This is a genomic window from Cupriavidus nantongensis, assembly GCF_041726985.1.
GTDB classification, from domain to species: Bacteria; Pseudomonadota; Gammaproteobacteria; order Burkholderiales; family Burkholderiaceae; genus Cupriavidus; species Cupriavidus nantongensis_A.
This window is the reverse complement of sequence record NZ_CP168302.1, coordinates 2,062,572-2,080,252: the sequence shown is the minus strand read 5'-3', so window position 1 is coordinate 2,080,252 and position 17,681 is coordinate 2,062,572. Positions and strand designations below refer to the sequence as shown.

Below are 17,681 nucleotides of genomic sequence, written 5' to 3'. Positions count from 1 at the left end.
TAGACCAGCCGTTGCCCCGTGATCTACCCTGTGGTCCACAGTACAAAAGACCGGAGACACTATGCTGCCGCTTGCAGGCATCCGCGTGGTCGGCCTGTCCACGGTGGTGATGGGGCCGTATGCCAGCCAGTGGCTGGCCGACCTCGGCGCCGAGGTGATCAAGGTCGAGCCGCCCGAAGGCGATTCCACACGCCGCACCGGGCCCGCCGCCGAACCCGGCATGGCGGCGATCTTCCTGGGAGTCAACCGCAGCAAGCGCAGCGTGGTGCTGGACCTGAAGCAGCCCGCCGCGCAGGCCGCGCTGGAGCGCGTGCTGGCCGGCGCCGACGTGCTGATGCACAGCATGCGCCCGCAGAAGCTGGCGGCGCTCGGCCTGGACCCCGACGCGGTGCGAGCGCGCCATCCGGACCTGGTCTTCGTCAGCCTGCTGGGCTTTGCAGAGGACGGACCCTACGGCGGCCGGCCGGCCTACGACGACATCATCCAGGGCCTGTCGGGCAATGCCGCACTGATGGCGGCGCAGACCGGCGACAGCCGCTACTTCCCCACCATTGCCGCAGACAAGACCAGCGGGCTGGTGGCAGCGCTGTCGGTATGCGCGGCGCTGGCCGGCCGCGCGCGGCGCCAGGCCGATGGCGGCGCCGGCCATGGCACGCTGGTGGAAGTGCCGATGTTCGAGTCGATGGTGGCGTTCAACCTGGTCGAGCACTTCTACGGCCGCCACTTCGAGCCGCCACGCGGCCCGAGCGGCTATCCGCGCGTGCTGGCGCCATTGCGCCGTCCCTACCGCAGCGCCGACGGCCATGTCTGCATGATGCCGTACACCGATGCGCACTGGCGCGACTTCTTCCACGCCGCCGGACGCCCCGAGCTGGCTGCCGATGCGCGCTTTGCCGACATCGCCGCCCGCACCGAGCATATCGAGACCCTGTACGAACTGACCGGCGAGATCGTGCAGGCGCACGGCACCGCGCACTGGGTGGCGCTGTGCGAACGGCTGCAGATCCCGGTGGCGCGCATCAACACGCTCGACGACCTGCCCCACGATCCGCACCTGGCCGCGACCGGCTTTTTCGAGACCGCCGACGATCCGGCCATGGGCAAGCTGCGTTTTCCCGGTGCGCCGGTGCGTTTCGACGGCCAGCGCGCGCCGCTGGCGCTGCCGCCGCGGCTGGGCGAGCACACCCGCGCGGTGCTGGCCGACGCCGGTCTCGACGCCGAACAGATCGCACAACTGCAACAGAGCGGCGCCGCGCATTGCGCCACCGCCACGGAGACACCATGACGCATGCCGAACTGCCCCGCCTGGGCCAGGGCTTCTACTGGCAAGACCTGCACGAGGGCCAGGCCTTCCGCACCTTCGCCCGCACTGTCACCGAGACCGACCTGGTCAACTTCATCTCGGTCACCGGCATGGTCGAGGCCATCTTTATCGAAGCCGGCTACGACGGCGGCGCGATCCAGGGCCGGCCGGTGCCGGCCGCGCTGACCTATGCGCTGATCGAGGGCTTCATCCTGCAGACCATGATCCAGGGCACCGGGCTGGCAATGCTGGAACTGACGCAGCAGATCCACGGCCCGGTGCTGGTCGGCGACACCATTCACGCCACCGTGACCGTGACCGGCATCCGCCCCACCTCGCGCAGCGGCCGCGCCGTGGTGGACTCGCGCATCGAGGTGTTCAACCAGCGCGGGGAACAGGTGATGACCTATACCGCGCGCCGGCTGCTGGCGGGACGGTGACGCTGCGCGGAATCTCAAGCACGCCTCTGCCATATCCAGCGACAGGACTCAAACGTGACAGCATTGCTCTCCACCTTCAGCCTCACCACCCTGCCGCCCCACGCCGCGGCATTCCGCGCCGAGGTGCGGGCCTTCCTCGACCAGCACCTGCCGGCGCTGCCGCCCGAAACGCGGGCGCGCTCGTGGATGGGCTTCGATGCCGGCTTCAGCCGGGCGCTGGCCGCGCGCGGCTGGGTCGGCATCACGCTGCCGGCGCAGTACGGCGGCGCCGGGCTGGATCCGTTTTCGCGCTTCGTGCTCGTGGAAGAGCTGCTGGCGTGCGGCGCGCCGGTGTCGGCGCACTGGATTGCCGACCGCCAGAGCGGCCCGCTGATCCTGCGCTACGGCAACGACGCGCAGAAGGCGCGCTACCTGCCCGCGATCAGCCGCGGCGAGGCCTTTTTCTGCATCGGCATGAGCGAGCCCAATTCGGGCTCGGACCTCGCCAGCGTGGCGACGCGCGCGGTGCGCCAGCCGGATGGCAGCTGGCGCCTGAACGGGCGCAAGATCTGGACCACCAACGCTGACCGCTGCCACTTCATGATCGCGCTGGTGCGCACCTCGGGCACGCCGCAGGACCGGCAGGCCGGGCTGTCGCAGTTCATCGTCGACCTGCAGGCGCCGGGCGTCACGGTGCGGCCGATCCGCGACCTGGCCGGCGATGCACACTTCTCGGAAGTGACCTTCGACGACGTGGCGCTGGCCGCGGATGCGCTGGTCGGCAACGAAGGCAGCGGCTGGGAACAGGTCAACGCAGAGCTGGCGTTCGAGCGCAGCGGTCCGGAACGGCTGTATTCCAGCGTGGTGCTGCTCGACACCTGGCTCGACGCCGTGCGCCAGCTGCCGCCCGCACGCCGCGACACCGTCACCGCGGGCCGCCTCGCCGGCCACCTGGCGGTGCTGCGCGCGATGTCGCTGGCGGTCACGGCGCGGCTGGCCGGCGGCGAAAGCCCGGTGGTGGAAGCCGCGCTGGTGAAGGACCTGGGCACCACCTTCGAACAATCGATCCCGGCCCTGGTCGAAGCCGCGCTCGGCGATGAGCCCGCGCTGGCAGCCGACGGCGCACTGTACCGCACGCTCGCCTATGTCACGCAGATCGCGCCGTCGTACTCGCTGCGCGGCGGCACCCGCGAAATCCTGCGCGGCATGATCGCGCGCGGACTGGGCCTGCGCTGATCCGCTCCCGTCGACCGCCATCCTGAACGAAATTGCCCATGCATAACGCCTACTCCGATGCCCTCGACGCGCTGCTGCGCGACTGCTGCACGCCCGCCACGGTGCGCGCCCTGGAACAACAGGCCGACCCGCAGCCGCTGTGGCAAGCGCTGCAAGACAGCGGCTTCGCCGACTGCCTGTTGCCCGAATCCGCCGGCGGCGCCGCGCTGCCGCTGCGCGAGCTGGCGCCGGTGCTGTTCGTCACCGGCCGCCACGCGCTGCCGCTGCCGCTGGCGCAGACCCTCTTTGCGCGCGCGCTGCTGCATGCCAGCGGCGTCGCGCTGGTCGACGGACCGATCGCGCTCGCAAGCCTCGACGACGGCGCCGCCGCCACGCTGGTGGCGGACGCCCGCCATGCGCGGTGGTTCCTGCTGCAGGACGGCGAGCGCTGCCTGCTGCTGCCCGCCGCGGCGGCACGTGCCGAGGCCACCGGTGCGCACGGCGACCTGACGCTGCGCGTGCCGCGCCCCGAAGCCGCCGTGCCTGCGGCATTCCAGCTGCCGGCCGGCACCGTGCGCACGCTGGGCGCCTGCCTGCACGCGGCGCAACTGGCCGGCGCGCTGTCGCATGTGCTTGACGTGACGCTGCAATACGCCAACGACCGCCAGCAGTTCGGCCGCGCCATCGGCAAGTTCCAGGCGATCCAGCACCAGGTCAGCGAGATGGCAGAGCATGTCGCCGCGGCTCGCATGGCGGCGCAGCTGGCCTGCGACAGCGACGGCGCCACGCCCGACCCGCTGCGCGCGGCAATCGGCAAGCTGCGCGCCAGCGACGCGGTCACGCCGGTGGCCGCGATCGCCCATGCCGTGCACGGCGCGATCGGTATTACCGAGGAATACGACCTGCAGCTCTATACGCGCCGGCTGCATGCGTGGCGCGTGGCGGACGGGTCGGAACGGTGGTGGAGCCGCGTGCTGGGCGAAGCGGTCTGTGCCAGCGACGTCCGCAACGCGGTGGAACTGGTGCGCGACTGGTGCGAGCCGGCGCCCGCCGCCTGAAGCGGCGGGGCCAGCGGTGCCGCCTGCCGGTCAGGCGGCCAGGCTCAGCCCGCTGCCGTGCGGGCGGCGGTGGCGGCGCTCAGGCTTGCATTCGTACTTGAGCTCGGTGCGGCCGTCTTCATAGGCCACCTCCAGCCGCACGGTAAAGCCCCACAGCCGGGTCACGTGCCGCACCACCTCGTCGAAGTTGTGCGCCAGCGGACGCCGGTCGTTCTGCAGGTGGCGCAGCGTCAGCGAGCGGTCGCCGCCGACATCGACGTTGGTGACCTGGATATTGGGCTCCATGCTGGACAGGTCATACTGCGCCGCCATCAGCTGGCGGATCGAGCGGTAGCCCTCGTCGTCATGGATGGCGGTGACGCGCAGCTTGCCCTCGCGGTCATCGTCCAGTACCGAGAACAGCTTCAGCTCGCGGATCACGCGCGGCGACAGGAACTGCAGCAGGAAGCTCTCGTCCTTGAAGTTGCGCATGGCGAAGTCCAGCGTCTTGCGCCAGTCCGTGCCGGCGATCTCGGGCGCCCAGCGGTAGTCTTCGTCGGTCGGGTTCTCGCACATGCGGCGCAGGTCCTGGAACATCAGGAAGCCCACCGTGTAGGGGTTCATGCCGCTGTAGTAGGGGCTGTGATACGGCGGCTGGTAGATGACGTTGGTGTGCGCCTGCAGCAGCTCCATCATGAAGGCGTCGTTGACCAGCTTTTCCTCGTACAGCTGGTTGATGATGGTGTAGTGCCAGAACGTGGCCCAGCCTTCGTTCATCACCTTGGTCTGGCGCTGCGGATAGAAGTACTGCGCGATCTTGCGCACGATGCGAACGATCTCGCGCTGCCATGGCGCCAGCTTGGGCGCGTTCTTCTCGATGAAATACAGCAGGTTCTCCTGCGGCTCGGGCGGGAACGGCACATCCGGCTCGGGCGTGTCGTCGTCCGACGCCAGCGCGTGCGGCCGGTGCTTGGGCAGCGTGCGCCACAGGTCGTTGACCTGCATCTGCAGGTAGTTCTCGCGGTCGGCCTGGCGCGCCTTTTCCTCGGTGATCGACAGCTTCTTGGGCCGCTTGTAGCGGTCCACGCCGTAGTTCTGCAGCGCGTGGCACGAATCCAGCAGCAGCTCGACCTCCTGCTCGCCGTAGCGCTGCTCGCACTCGGCCACATAGTTCTTGGCGAACAGCAGGTAATCGACGATGGCATCCGCGTTGGTCCAGGTGCGGAACAGGTAGTTGCCCTTGAAGAAGGAATTGTGGCCGTAGCAGGCATGCGCGATCGTGAGCGCCTGCATCGGCATGGTGTTCTCCTCCATCAGGTAGGCGATGCAGGGATTGGAGTTGATGACGATCTCGTAGGCCAGCCCCATGTGCCCGCGCTGGTAGCTGCGCTCCGACGCCAGGAAGTGCTTGCCGTAGGACCAGTGGCTGTAGCCCACCGGCAGCCCCGCCGACGCGTAGGCGTCGAGCATCTGCTCCGCGGTGATGATCTCGATCTGATTGGGATAGGTATCCAGGCCGAATTCGCCGGCGATGCGAGAAATCTCGCGGTCATACCGGTTGATCAGCTCGAAGGTCCATTCCGAACCCGTGGACAGATAAGCCATCTTCGCCCCTTTCGTCCGCGCAAGACAGGCAGGCCGGTGCTTGCGGCATGGGCGCGCCGCCGGATCCCCTGTCTTGCCAATTTTGCCTTCTTCACCGCGGCTTTCCGGCCCTTGCCGCCAATGGCCGGCCAGCACTGATTATGCCGCGCGTTTCTGGAACAGGTCGTGCAGCACCGGGTAGATCTCGTCCGCGCCGATGATGCGCTGCATCGCAAAGTGATCGAACTGGCTCTTCACCGTCAGATACTCTTCCCAGAGGTTCTGCGGCTCTTCCGAGGCTACCTCCACATAGGCGTAATACTGCACCAGCGGCAGGATCGACTCGCGCAGCAGCCGCCCGCACAGCTCGGAATCGCCGGCCCAGTTATCCCCGTCCGAGGCCTGCGCGCAATAGATGTTCCACTGGCTGGGCGGATAGCGGTCGTGGATGACCTCCACCATCAGCTTGAGCGCGCTCGACACGACGGTGCCGCCGGACTCGCGCGAGTGGAAGAAATCTTCCTCTTCGACTTCCTTCGCCACGGTGTGATGGCGGATGAATACCACGTCGATGCGCTCGTAGTTGCGCTTCAGGAACAGGTACAGCAGCATGAAGAAGCGCTTGGCCAGGTCCTTGCGGCTCTCGTCCATCGAGCCGGACACGTCCATCAGGCAGAACATCACCGCCTGGGCCTGCGGGCGCTTCTTCAGCACGCGGTTGTTGTAGCGCAGGTCGAGCTTCTCGATAAAGGGGACGCGGTCGATGCAGGCGCGCAGGTGCCGCATCTTCTCCATCAGCTCGAGCGTGCCTTCGGCATACGGTCCGTCCTGCTCCAGCGCCTCGGCATAGGCCAGCTCCAGCTGGCGCAGGCGCTTCTGGTAAGGACTGGACAAGGCGATGCGCCGCCCCAGCGAACTGCGCATGGTGCGCAGGATCGACAGGTTGGACGGGGTGCCGTCGATGGAATAGCCGGCGCGCACCTTGCGCACCTCGGCAATCTTGGCGAGGTGGCGCTTGGCCAGGTCCGGCAGCGCCATGTCCTCGAAGAAGAAATTGAGGAAGTCCTCGCGCGACAGCGTGAAGACGAAATCATCCTCGCCCTCGCCGCTGTCGCTGGCCCGCGAACCGGTCCCGCCGCCGCCCTGCTGCTGGCGGTCGAAGGAATCACCCTTGACGAACTTCTTGTTGCCAGGGTGAATCCACTCGCGCCGCCCGCCCGGGCCGTGGTGGAAGATCGGTTCGCTGATGTCCTTGACCGGAATGGACACCTGCCCGCTCTGCTCGATGTCCATGATCTTCCGGCCGGACACCGCCTTTGCCACCGCTTGCCGGATCTGCTCGCGGTAGCGCTTGATGAAGCGTTGCTGGTTGACGGCACTCTTGTTGCCGCCGTTTTCGCGCCGATCGATGACCGTAGCCATATGTTGCCCTCGTTGAGAGACCTGTTCCGCGGCGCCGTTACGATGACTTTCTTACGCGCAGATACCACTCCACCAACAGTCTCACTTGCTTGGGCGTGTACCCCTTCTCGACCATGCGGTTGACGAAGTTCTCGTGCTTGTCCTGGTCTTCGCGCGAAGACTTGGCATTGAACGAGATCACCGGCAGCAGGTCCTCCGTGGTGGAGAACATGCGCTTCTCGATCACCATCCGCAGCTTTTCATAGCTGGTCCAGACCGGGTTCTTGCCACCGTTGTTGGCCCGCGCCCGCAGCACGAAGTTGACGATCTCGTTGCGGAAGTCCTTCGGGTTCGAGATCCCCGCGGGCTTTTCCACTTTTTCCAGCTCGTCGTTCAGCGCGTTGCGGTCGAGGATTTCGCCGGTGTTGGGATCGCGGTATTCCTGGTCCTGGATCCACAGGTCGGCGAACACCACATAGCGGTCGAAGATGTTCTGCCCGTACTCCGAATACGACTCCAGGTAGGCGGTCTGGATCTCCTTGCCGATGAACTCCACGAACGGCGTGGTCAGGTACTCCTTGATATACGACAGCAGCTTGGCTTCCTGCTCCGGCGGGAACTGCTCGCGCTCGATCTGCTGCTCGAGCACGTACAGCAGGTGCACCGGGTTGGCCGCCACTTCGGTGTTGTCGAAGTTGAAGACCTTGGACAGGACCTTGAACGCGAAGCGCGTCGACAGCCCGTTCATGCCCTCGTCGATGCCGGCGTAGTCGCGGTATTCCTGGTACGACTTCGCCTTCGGGTCCACGTCCTTCAGGCTCTCGCCGTCGTAGACGCGCATCTTCGAGAAGATGTTGGAATTCTCGGGCTCCTTGATGCGCGTGAGCACCGCGAACTGCGCCATCATCTTCAGCGTGTTGGGCGCGCACGGGGCGGCCGACAGCGAACTGCTGCGCAACAGCTTGTCGTAGATCTTGACCTCGTCGGACACGCGCAGGCAGTACGGCACCTTGACGATATAGATCCGGTCGAGGAAGGCCTCGTTGTTCTTGTCCGCCTTGAAGGTCTGCCACTCGGCCTCGTTCGAGTGCGCCAGGATGACGCCGTCGAACGGGATCGCGCCGAAGCCTTCCGTGCCCTTGTAGTTGCCTTCCTGGGTCGCGGTCAGCAGCGGGTGCAGCACCTTGATCGGCGCCTTGAACATTTCGACGAACTCGAGCAGGCCGCGGTTGGCCAGGCACAGGCCGCCGGAATACGAGTACGCGTCCGGGTCATCCTGCGGGAAGTCCTCAAGCTTGCGGATGTCGACCTTGCCTACCAGCGACGAGATATCCTGGTTGTTCTCGTCGCCCGGCTCGGTCTTCGAGATCGCGATCTGCGACAGCACCGACGGGCGCAGCTTCACCACCTTGAACTTGGTGATGTCGCCGTTGAACTCGTGCAGGCGCTTCACTGCCCATGGCGAGGCAATGGTATTGAGATAGCGCAGCGGGATGCCGTAGTCCTCTTCCAGGATCTTGCCGTCTTCTTCCGGCGAGAACAGGCCCAGCGGCGACTCATGGATGGGCGAACCCTTCAGCGCGTAGATGGGGATCTGTTCCATCAGCGCCTTGAGCTTCTCCGCGAGCGAGGACTTGCCGCCGCCGGGAGGCCCGAGCAGATACAGGATCTGCTTGCGCTCTTCCAGGCCCTGCGCGGCGTGCTTGAAGAACGAGACGATCTGCTCGATCGTGTCCTCCATGCCGTAGAAGTCGCGGAAGGCCGGATAGATGCGAATGACCTTGTTGAAGAACAGGCGGGACAGCCTGGGATCGTGGTGGGTATCCACCAGCTCAGGCTGACCGATCGCGGCGAGCATGCGTTCGGCAGCGGTCGCGTAGGCAGTCGGATCCTTCTTGCAGATCTCCAGGTATTCCTGGATGCTGTATTCCTCTTCCTTGCGAGCTTCGAACCGCGTAGCGTAATGGCCAAAAATGTCCATACCTCACTCCCGTCAGAGTTCACGTCCGAGGCGTAGGTAGTGCTACCCCCAAGGCTTCGCGCAACGTTCGCGGTACACCACCCCGGCCTGGCGACCTGTCATGTTGCGAAGTCTTTACTTCATCATAGTCAAATAACGGCGATGGTGGAGGTCGAGTTGACGAATCCGGCATCGACGCAACGGTTGTTTCGTACTGCCTTTCCGCTGCATTTGCGGCCGGATTCTTCTGTCAGCCTTCGGCTGATTTTTACTCGGCTTCGCCCCCGCGCGCGACGGGCCATTGACCATGCTTGTGACACACCTTACACCTTTCCCGGGATCCGTGCACATCCGGTTTTGTAACCATAAGCACGAAAGCCGGCAATGGTGCCGGCTCTCATTTTTGCGCATGTGGTCAGGCGTTTTGCGACGTCTCGCACTACTTGCGCGCACTAGCACACAGACAGTGCTGATAGCGCAGCGCCCGCGCTGACGTGCTCAGAGCGTGCGTGCGACCAGCTCCTTCATGATCTCGTTGGAGCCACCGAAGATCTTGCTGACGCGTGCGTTCGCGTACATGCGCGCGATCGGGTATTCCAGCATGTAGCCATAGCCGCCGTGCAACTGCAGGCACTCGTCGATGACCTGGCAGTTCTGTTGGGTGCACCACCATTTGGCCATCGCCGCGGTCGCCGCGTCGAGCTGGCCGTCCATCAGGCGCTGCATGCAGTCATCGACGAAGGTCGCGGCGATGGTGGCCACGGTCTTGCACTCGGCCAGCTTGAAGCGCGTGTTCTGCAGCTCGCCGAGCGGCTGGCCGAACACCTTGCGCTGGCGCACGTAATCCGTGGTCAGCTCGATCGCGCGCTGCATGGTGGCGACCGCGCCCAGCGCAATGATCATGCGCTCCTGCGGCAGCTGCTGCATCAGCTGGTAAAAGCCCTGCCCCTCCTGCGTGCCGAGCAGGTTATCGCACGGCACCAGCACGTCGTCGAAGAACAGCTCCGCGGTGTCCTGGCCCTTCTGCCCGATCTTTTCCAGAATGCGGCCGCGGCGGAAGCCCGGCAGGTCGCGGGTTTCCACCATGACCAGCGACACGCCGCGCGAGCCGGCTTCCGGATCGGTCTTGGCCACCACGCAGATCAGGTCGGCGTGGTACCCGTTGGTGATGAAAGTCTTGGCGCCGTTGATGCGATAGCAGTCTCCGTCCGGGGTCTGTTCCCGCAGCGCGCGGGTGCGTATCGCTTTGAGGTCGGAACCGGCGCCGGGTTCCGACATGGCGATGGCGGCCACCAGTTCGCCGCTGGCCATCTGCGGCAGCCATTTTTTCTTCTGCGCTTCGGTGCCGTAGCGCAGCAGGTAATGCGCCACGATGCCGCTGTGCACGTTGTTGCCCAGGCTGGTGCAGACCGCGCGCGACATCTCCTGGGTAATGATGGCCTCGTGGGCGAAGGTGCCGCCGCCGCCGCCGTATTCCTCGGGGATGCTGGCGCACAGCAGCCCGATCTGGCCGGCGCGGCGCCACATGTCGCGGTCAATGTAGCCTTGTTCGGCCCAGCGCGCCTCGTTGGGGGCGAGTTCGCGCTCGACGAAGCGGCGCACCGTGTCCTGGAACATTTCCAGCTCTTCGTTCATCCAGGGGGTGTGGCGTGCGGCGGGCGCCGCGTTCTGGTCTTGGGATCCCATAAGTCGTACCGGTATCAGGGTAAACGTGAACAATGAAGCGGCAGGCGTCGGATGATGCCGGAAACCTGCCTATATAAATAGGGGCGAAGAACAGGGTGGCGATGCTGCGGGGCAGCAAGCCTCGCCCTGTCCTTTCAGTCCGGCCAGCGGTAGCGCAGCGGCTGCTTGGCCATGAAGCGGTCGGCGGCCTCGCGGCGGTAGCCGGTGGAGAAGGCGATGCCCTGCGCGTCCGCCTCCATCGCCAGCATGGTGCCCAGGTCCTGGCCCAGCGACGCATTGAGCGCCTGCTTGGTCAGGCTGACCGCCACCGGCGAGGCCTCGGTGAATGCCTGCGCGAGCGCCCGGGCGCGCGCCTGCAGGCCGTCGGCCGGCACGATTTCCATGACGATGCCAAGGTCTTGCGCGGCCTGGGCATCGAGCTCTCGCATCGAGAACATCAGCGCCTTGGCCCGCTGCAGGCCGATCATGCGCGGCAGCGTGTAGAACACGCCACAGTCCGGCACCAGCCCCATGCGCAGGAACGGCAGCCCGAAGCGCGCGCGCGGCGTGGCCAGGATGATGTCCGCCGTCAGCGCGAGGCTGAACCCTGCGCCATAGGCGGCGCCGTCAACCGCGGCGATGACCGGCACGTCGAGCTGGATCAGGTCTTCCAGCCAGCCGTGGAGTTTGCGCAGGCGCCTGCGGCCCTGCTCGGCGCTGATCTCGACCTGCATCGAGCTGATGTCACCGCCCGACGAGAAATCGGTGCCGGCCGCGGTCAGGATCAGGGCGCGCACGCTGCCGTCGTCCCGTATCCGGCGAATCACTTCGCCGATCTCCTCGCGCATCTGCAGCGACAGCGCGTTCTTGCGCGCCGGCGCGTCCAGCGTCAGCGTGGCGACGCCGTCCTCCAGGGCAAAACGGATGGTTTCCATGGCTTGGGCTCCGCGATGTTGTCAGTCGAGCTGGATGTTGGCGTCGCGCACGATCCTGGCCCACTTGGGCGTGTCCCCGGCGACCACGGCAGCCAGTTCCTGCGGCGTCGAGCCGACCGGCTGCAAACCCATGCCGGCGAGCTTTGCCGTCACTTCCGGCAGCCGCACGATGCGCGCGGTCTCGGCCGCCAGCTTTGCGGTCACGTCTTTGGGCGCGTTGCCCGGCAGAAACAGCCCGAACCAGCCATTGGGCTCGAACCCCGCCAGGCCCAGTTCGGAGAAGGTCGGCACATTGGGCAGCGCCTTGTAGCGCTGGGTCCCGGTGATGCCCAGGATCTTGAACTTGCCGCTGGTGAGATAGGGGTTGGCCGAGGTCACGTCGACGAAGGCGCTGTCCACCTGGCCGCCCAGCAGGTCGCTCATCAGCGGCGCCGCGCCCTTGTACGGGATATGTGTGATCTCGATGCCGGCCTGCTGCCGCAGCAGTTCGCCATGCAAGTGCGACGAGGTGCCGTTGCCGTACGAGCCATAACTGAGCTTGCCGGCCTTGGCCAGCGCCAGGAACTCGCGCATGGTGCTGGCCGGCACCCGGTTGGGCACCACGAACAGGTCGGACGACTTGGCGATCAGCGACACCGGGGTGAAGTCTTTGGCGACGTCGTACGGGGTGCGCTTGTACAGCGCGGGCGACTGGATCAGCGCGGTGATCGCCAGCAGCAGGGTGTAGCCGTCGGCGGGCGCCTTGGCGACGGTGTCATTGCCCAGCATGCCGCTGGCGCCGGGCTTGTTTTCGACCACCACCGGCTGGCCCAGGCTTTCGGCCAGGCGCTGGCCAATCAGCCGCCCTACGGTATCGGTGCCGCCCCCGGCCGGGTATGGCACGATCAGCCGGATCGGCTTGGCAGGGTACGGTTGCTGGGCGAAGGCCTGGCCCGCGTTGCCAAGGATGGCCGCGCCGGCCAGGGTGCCGGCCTGCGCCAGCCAGTTGCGTCTGCTCTGCTGCATGGTGTCTCTCTCTTTGCTGCTCGGGTTGCTGCTCGGGTTGCTGCGCGGGGCCGGCATCACCGCTACGCTCAGGCGCCCGGTTGGTCCGCCTGCATCTCGCGCTCCTGCAGCGCGCGCCACAGGATCTTGCCGGTGGCCGACTTGGGCAGCGCCTCGACCACGTCGACGATGCGCGGCACCTTGTACGCCGCCATATGCTCGCGGCACCAGGCCATAATGCGTTCGGGGTCGGCCTCGGCCGTGCCGCGCGCGTCGGGGCGCAGTGCCACCACCGCCTTGACGGTTTCGCCGCGGCGCTCGTCGCGCGCCGCGATCACGCAGGCCTCGTGGATGGCCGGATGGCCGTACAGCATGTTCTCCACCTCGGCCGGCCAGACCTTGTAGCCCGACGCGTTGATCATGCGCTTGAGGCGGTCGCGCATGAAGAAGTAGCCCTCCTCGTCCATGAATCCCAGGTCGCCGGTGCGCAGGAAGCGCTTGCCGTCGAGCTCGATAAAGGTGGCGGCGTTGGCGTCCTCGTTGTGCCAGTAGCCCTGCATCACCTGGCCGCCGTGGACCACGATCTCGCCGGTCTCGCCGTGGGGCAGCTCGCGCAGCGTCTCGGGGTCGACCACGCGCGCGTCCACGCCGAAGGTGGCGATGCCCAGGCATTCGCGCTTGGGCTGGTTGCGCGGGTTCGACAGGATGAAGGCCGCGGTCTCGGTCATGCCGTAGGCCTCGACATAGGGCAGGCCGAAGCGCTGCTGCAGCATGTTGGCCACCGCTTCCGGCATGGCCGCGCCGCCGCCGCCGACGTAGGCCAGGCTGGACAGGTCGCGCGCGTCGATGCCGGGCTGGGAGAAAAAGTCCACCATCATCGCCGGCGGCGCGCCCCACACCGAGACGCGGTAGCGCTCGATCAGGTCCGCGGCCAGGGCCCGGTCCCAGCGCGGCATCAGCACCACCGTCGCGCCCAGGTAGAGCGGCGAGTTCATGCAGTTCTGCATGCCCAGCAGGTGGAACATCGGCGCCACCGCCAGCACCACGGATTCGGGCGAGCCGCCGCGCCAGATCACCGAGCCGGCGGCCGCGGTCATCAGCGTGCCGTGCGTGTGCATGCAGCCCTTGGGGTTGCCGGTGGTGCCGGAGGTATAGGCCAGCATGCATAGCGTGTCGTGGCCGGCCTGGTGCGGCAGCGGCCGGTGCCCGGCGTGGCTGGCGGTGTCCCAGGCCACCGGCATCGCCACCGAGGGTGCGGCCTGCGGCGCGGGCGGCGCTTCGCGCAGCCAGGCCGGCACCGGCAGGCCGCCGTCGTCGCGCAGCATGCCCGCGTAGTCGTGCAGGATTACGTGGCGCAGCGCGGGACCGTGCAGCGGCGCCATGCGCGGATACAGCTCGCTGCCGGCGAAGGCCGCGACCGCGCCGCTGTCCTGCACCACGTGTGCGAGCTCGGCTTCCAGCCACATCGGGTTGGCGGGCACGACCACGCCCTCGGCGCGCAGGATGGCGTAGTAGGCAATGATGAACTGCGGGCAGTTCTGGCTGAACAGCACCACCCGGTCGCCGGGCTGGATGCCGCAGGCCTGCTGCAGGTAGCCGGCCATCCGTTCGATCTCTTCACGCAGCTCGCCATACGAGATCGCGGTGCCGAAGTACTGGATCGCGGTCTTGTCCGGATAGCGCTGCGCCGCGACCTCGACGTTGTAGAACAGGCTGGTGCGCGGCGTATGCAGCGTCGCCGGCAGGCCGGGCGGCCAGGCAGGGGAACGGAACGGCTGGGTGGTGCGTGTGGCAGGCTTCATTGCAGCAATGGGTAGGTCAGATGCGGTTCAGACAAGGCTAAAGCGGAGACGACTCAGTCCAGGCGGATATTGCGCGTGCGGATCACCTTGCCCCAGCGCACGTAGTCGGCCTGGATGGTCTGGGCGAACGCATCCGGCGTGCTGCCGGTCAGGATCACGCCGAGGTCGTTCATGCGCTTGCGCACGTCGGGCTGGGCCAGCACGCGGTTGACGTCGGCGGAGAATTTTTCGACGATCGGGCGCGGCGTGGCGGCCGGCAGCAGCAGGCCGAACCAGCCCATCGCGTCCATGCCCTCGATGCCGGCCTCGCGGAAAGTGGGCACGTCGGGCAGTTGCGGCGCGCGCGCGGGTCCGGTCACCGCCAGCGCGCGCAAGCGGCCGGTGGCGACATGGGGCTTGGCCCCCATCACCGAGATCACCGCGGCCGGCACCTGGCCGCCGAGCAGGTCGTTCAGCTCCGGCGCCTCGCCCTTGTACGAGACATGGAGCATGTCGATCTTGGCGGCGTCGTTGAAGACCTCGCCATACAGGTGGCCGCTGGAGCCCGCGCCAAACGAGCCGTAGGAGAACTGCTTGGGCTTGGTGCGCACCAGCGCAATAAAGTCCTTCAGGTTGGTGGCCGGCACGGCATTGGTATTGACCGCGAACACCAGGTTGGTGGTGCCGAGCTCGGAAACAGCGGCAAAATCCTTCACCGGGTCGTACGGCGCGCGCGCATACAGGCTCGGCGCCTGCACCAGCGGCGTGATCGTCAGCAGCGCGGTATGGCCGTCGGCTTCGGCACGGGCGACCACTTCGGCGCCCAGCATGCCGCTGGCGCCCGGGCGGTTCTCCACCACCACCGGCCGCTTCCACTGCTTGCCCAGGCCCTCGGCCAGCGCGCGCGCCAGCACGTCGGTAGCACCGCCGGCGGGGAACGGCACCACCATGCGCACGGTGCGTGTCGGGAATTCCTGGGCGTGGGCCATGCCGGCGCCCAGCATGCCGGCTGCCAGTCCGCTCCACGCCAGCAGTCCCGCGCCCAGGCGGCCCAGGGTACGGCGACGCGGACTACGCTCCCCACTACGACGATCTGACTGCATGTGCTGTCTCCTTTGGTTTTTCCGTGGGCGGGCACGGGCTTTTTGCCGCGTTGCAGGATCCGCCCGGGCCGGTGGGCCGGCCTTGTAGAGGTGCTTGCCGGAGAGTGCGCGATGCTGCGGTGCGTGGACAATGACCAGACGCGCCAAAATGATTGGCCGAATCGCTCAGGCGGAAGGCAGGCTTTGGCAAATCCCGATTGTGCGGCGCCGCGCTGGCTTGCTAAGGTGACGCCATGATGTGGCCAGAGGGCTGAAAGGCCTGGAGAGGCCGGCACCGGCGTGTCGCCGTGACGAGGAGACCCATGCAAACAGCCGTTCTGCCATCCCTGCGCCCGCCGATGCCGGGCAAGCCGCACATTTCCGGCCACGCGCTGCCGGGGGCGCGCCTGCGCGACGCCGGCAGTCCGCCGGCATCGGGCGCGACGGTGGAACCGCCCGCGCCGGCTCGCCACACCATTGCCATCCAGCATGTGACGCATATCCTGCAGGGAGCGCGGCGGCTCGGCTACGACATCGACGCGCTGCTGCGCCGCGCCGACATCTCGCCGGCACTGCTGGCCTCGCCCAGCGCGCGCGTGACGCAGGGCCAGTATGCGTCGCTGATCCGCACGCTGCGTCGGGTCATGCGCGATGAATTGTGGGGCCTGCTGGACCGGCCCGTGATCCCCGGCGTGTTTGCGCAGGTGTGCCGCAGCCTGGTCCATTGCGCCACGCTCGAAGACGCGATCCGCACCGGGCTGCGCCTGTACCGGCAGCATATCGACGCGTTCGCGCCGCGCCTCCATGTCGGCGCCGACGGCAAGACCGCCGCGGTGGTGCTGCATCCGCGCGCGCCCGCGTCGGCCTGCCGCAGCTTTGCCGAATCGACCTTCGTGTTCCATGCCTATGCGCTGGTCAGCTGGCTGGTCGCCAGTCAGATCCCGCTGACGCGCGTCGACCTGAGCGCCGCCGCGTCGCAGGGCCGCACCGATACCGAGCGCGTGTTCAAGGCCGCGGTCAGCTATGGCCAGCCCGTCACCGCCCTGCACTTCGACGCCGCCTCGCTGCGCCTGCCGGTGATGCAGGACGCCGCCAGCCTGCGCGACTTCCTGCACGAGACCCCGCGCAACCTGCTGATCCGCTACCGTGACAACAGCTGCCTGGCAGAACGCATCCGGCAGCACCTGCGCTCGCACCTTGATGACGAACTGCCGTCGCTGGAGCAGATGGCGCAGCTGCTGCGGCTCACGCCGCAGACCTTGCGCCGCCGCCTGCGCGACGAAGGCCGCGGCTACCAGAGCATCAAGGACAGCCTGCGGCGCGACGTGGCCATCGGCATGATGGAGCGCCCCGGCATGACGCTTCAGGACGTGGCGCTGCGGCTCGGTTTTTCCGAGCCGAGCACGTTCCATCGCGCCTTCAAGAAATGGACCGGCGTGGCGCCGGGGGAATACCGGATGCGCGGCATGCGCAAGGAAGGCGTGCCGGCGGCCTAGCCGGCGATGGCGCAGCCGCCGGCCTACTCGAGCCGGATTTCGCCGTCAAAGCGCGCCTGCAGCTTCACCGCCGCCAGCTCCAGCGTCACCGACACCGGCAGGTGCTCATTGCCGGCCAGCGTGCCGTCGGCCACGGCGCGGGCGATGGCCTGTTCGATCTCGCGCTGGGAATTCACGCCGACCACCTTCAGGAACTTGCGGATGCTGAGGTTGAAGGTCTCTTCGTCCATGGCTGTCTCCGGGAAGGGAGCGGCACGACGCCGCTATCCGGACAGCCTACGCCAGTGACGGCATCTGTCCAAGATTGAATCAGGTTCATGGCGGAGGTCCGGAGACGATGTGGGCGCTGATGCGGTTGACTTCGTGGAGGCGCCGGCCCTCTCCCCCGCCCCTCTCCCGCTAGCGGGAGAGGGGAGCAAACATGCGGGGAGAGAAAGCATTCAGGCTCGTCCACGACAGCGCGTGCGAGCGCAGCGACGCACTCCGTGCCAGAGCATTAGACCTAAGATAGGGAGCGCGCGCAGCGCAGCCGAAGGCGTCCCACCAATAGCGCCAGCAGCAGGCTGCCTACACCCTGTTGGGATCGTTCAAAAGTCAGTGATCGTAGGCACCGTCCCCGACTCACATAGCGTAGCAGGGCCGAACGGGCACCAACGCCAAACGGAAATCACCACCGCCCGACCCACCAACGCCGCGGAATTGATTGCCAGCCGCACAGGCGACGCGCTTCTTGCCTACTTCTTGGCGCTCGGCCAAGAAGTAGGTCGCCGGCTACGCCGGCGAAACAGCCACGCCCGCCAAGCACGACAGTCCAATCAA

14 protein-coding genes are annotated in these 17,681 nt (G+C 67.1%); 5 read left to right on the top strand and 9 right to left on the bottom strand.

Translation table 11 applies throughout. The annotated features are described in order from the left end of the window. Positions 1-61 precede the first annotated feature (61 nt). From ACEI37_RS09110 to ACEI37_RS09095, 4 genes are read left to right on the top strand one after another with little or no spacing between them, the layout of a single operon-like run. Complete coding sequence (locus ACEI37_RS09110; RefSeq protein WP_373376410.1) at positions 62-1,285, top strand: CaiB/BaiF CoA transferase family protein; 1,224 nt, start codon at positions 62-64, stop codon at positions 1,283-1,285. After that, positions 1,282-1,743 carry a MaoC family dehydratase N-terminal domain-containing protein gene (locus tag ACEI37_RS09105; RefSeq protein WP_116339219.1) on the top strand — a complete coding sequence of 154 codons (462 nt, stop codon included), beginning with the start codon at positions 1,282-1,284 and terminating at the stop codon, positions 1,741-1,743. Before ACEI37_RS09110 ends, ACEI37_RS09105 begins: the two co-directional genes overlap by 4 nt. A gap of 54 nt (positions 1,744-1,797) precedes the next feature. Then, a complete protein-coding gene (locus ACEI37_RS09100) occupies positions 1,798-2,958 on the top strand; it encodes an acyl-CoA dehydrogenase family protein (RefSeq protein WP_373376409.1) in 1,161 nt (386 codons plus the stop codon). Positions 2,959-2,996: 38 nt separating this feature from the next. Then, the gene (locus ACEI37_RS09095) at positions 2,997-3,995 is read left to right on the top strand and encodes an acyl-CoA dehydrogenase family protein (RefSeq protein ID WP_373376408.1); all 999 of its coding nucleotides are present in this window, start codon (positions 2,997-2,999) and stop codon (positions 3,993-3,995) included. Between the two features lie 30 nt (positions 3,996-4,025). Here ACEI37_RS09095 and ACEI37_RS09090 read toward each other — a convergent pair whose 3' ends face one another. The 8 genes from ACEI37_RS09090 to ACEI37_RS09055 form a co-directional block, all read right to left on the bottom strand. Continuing rightward, positions 4,026-5,579: a SpoVR family protein gene (locus tag ACEI37_RS09090; RefSeq protein WP_373376407.1), complete on the bottom strand. Its 1,554-nt coding sequence runs from the start codon at positions 5,577-5,579 to the stop codon at positions 4,026-4,028. Positions 5,580-5,717: 138 nt separating this feature from the next. Further along, entirely contained in the window at positions 5,718-6,980 is a 1,263-nt protein-coding gene (locus tag ACEI37_RS09085; protein WP_115681563.1) for a YeaH/YhbH family protein, read from the bottom strand. Between the two features lie 37 nt (positions 6,981-7,017). Further along, positions 7,018-8,940: a PrkA family serine protein kinase gene (locus tag ACEI37_RS09080; protein ID WP_012355394.1), complete on the bottom strand. Its 1,923-nt coding sequence runs from the start codon at positions 8,938-8,940 to the stop codon at positions 7,018-7,020. A 477-nt stretch (positions 8,941-9,417) separates the two neighbouring features. Next, a complete protein-coding gene (locus ACEI37_RS09075; protein ID WP_373376406.1) occupies positions 9,418-10,605 on the bottom strand; it encodes an acyl-CoA dehydrogenase family protein in 1,188 nt (395 codons plus the stop codon). Positions 10,606-10,739: 134 nt separating this feature from the next. Next, positions 10,740-11,519: an enoyl-CoA hydratase/isomerase family protein gene (locus tag ACEI37_RS09070; protein WP_373376405.1), complete on the bottom strand. Its 780-nt coding sequence runs from the start codon at positions 11,517-11,519 to the stop codon at positions 10,740-10,742. 21 nt (positions 11,520-11,540) lie between these two features. After that, on the bottom strand, positions 11,541-12,524 hold the full coding sequence (locus ACEI37_RS09065; protein ID WP_373376404.1) for a Bug family tripartite tricarboxylate transporter substrate binding protein: 984 nt from the start codon (positions 12,522-12,524) through the stop codon (positions 11,541-11,543). 68 nt (positions 12,525-12,592) lie between these two features. Then, positions 12,593-14,305, bottom strand: coding sequence for a long-chain fatty acid--CoA ligase (locus tag ACEI37_RS09060; protein ID WP_373376403.1), 1,713 nt, complete (start codon positions 14,303-14,305; stop codon positions 12,593-12,595). A gap of 53 nt (positions 14,306-14,358) precedes the next feature. Next, positions 14,359-15,387 (bottom strand): Bug family tripartite tricarboxylate transporter substrate binding protein, encoded by a 1,029-nt coding sequence (locus ACEI37_RS09055; protein ID WP_373376402.1) that lies wholly within the window; start codon positions 15,385-15,387, stop codon positions 14,359-14,361. Positions 15,388-15,689: 302 nt separating this feature from the next. Between ACEI37_RS09055 and ACEI37_RS09050 the strand changes: the two genes are divergently transcribed. Further along, a complete protein-coding gene (locus ACEI37_RS09050; protein WP_373376401.1) occupies positions 15,690-16,862 on the top strand; it encodes an AraC family transcriptional regulator in 1,173 nt (390 codons plus the stop codon). A 23-nt stretch (positions 16,863-16,885) separates the two neighbouring features. Here the strand turns inward: ACEI37_RS09050 and ACEI37_RS09045 are convergent, their stop codons facing one another. Further along, a complete protein-coding gene (locus ACEI37_RS09045; RefSeq protein WP_062802625.1) occupies positions 16,886-17,092 on the bottom strand; it encodes a DUF6494 family protein in 207 nt (68 codons plus the stop codon). Between the last annotated feature and the right edge of the window lie 589 nt (positions 17,093-17,681).

Coding starts and splice junctions, on each gene's coding strand:
- ACEI37_RS09110 (WP_373376410.1), top strand. CDS start 62: ATGCTGCCGCTTGCAGGCATCCGCGTGGTCGGCCTGTCCACGGTGGTG.
- ACEI37_RS09105 (WP_116339219.1), top strand. CDS start 1,282: ATGACGCATGCCGAACTGCCCCGCCTGGGCCAGGGCTTCTACTGGCAA.
- ACEI37_RS09095 (WP_373376408.1), top strand. CDS start 2,997: ATGCATAACGCCTACTCCGATGCCCTCGACGCGCTGCTGCGCGACTGC.
- ACEI37_RS09090 (WP_373376407.1), bottom strand. CDS start 5,579: ATGGCTTATCTGTCCACGGGTTCGGAATGGACCTTCGAGCTGATCAAC.
- ACEI37_RS09085 (WP_115681563.1), bottom strand. CDS start 6,980: ATGGCTACGGTCATCGATCGGCGCGAAAACGGCGGCAACAAGAGTGCC.
- ACEI37_RS09080 (WP_012355394.1), bottom strand. CDS start 8,940: ATGGACATTTTTGGCCATTACGCTACGCGGTTCGAAGCTCGCAAGGAA.
- ACEI37_RS09075 (WP_373376406.1), bottom strand. CDS start 10,605: ATGGGATCCCAAGACCAGAACGCGGCGCCCGCCGCACGCCACACCCCC.
- ACEI37_RS09070 (WP_373376405.1), bottom strand. CDS start 11,519: ATGGAAACCATCCGTTTTGCCCTGGAGGACGGCGTCGCCACGCTGACG.
- ACEI37_RS09065 (WP_373376404.1), bottom strand. CDS start 12,524: ATGCAGCAGAGCAGACGCAACTGGCTGGCGCAGGCCGGCACCCTGGCC.
- ACEI37_RS09060 (WP_373376403.1), bottom strand. CDS start 14,305: ATGAAGCCTGCCACACGCACCACCCAGCCGTTCCGTTCCCCTGCCTGG.
- ACEI37_RS09055 (WP_373376402.1), bottom strand. CDS start 15,387: ATGCAGTCAGATCGTCGTAGTGGGGAGCGTAGTCCGCGTCGCCGTACC.
- ACEI37_RS09050 (WP_373376401.1), top strand. CDS start 15,690: ATGCAAACAGCCGTTCTGCCATCCCTGCGCCCGCCGATGCCGGGCAAG.
- ACEI37_RS09045 (WP_062802625.1), bottom strand. CDS start 17,092: ATGGACGAAGAGACCTTCAACCTCAGCATCCGCAAGTTCCTGAAGGTG.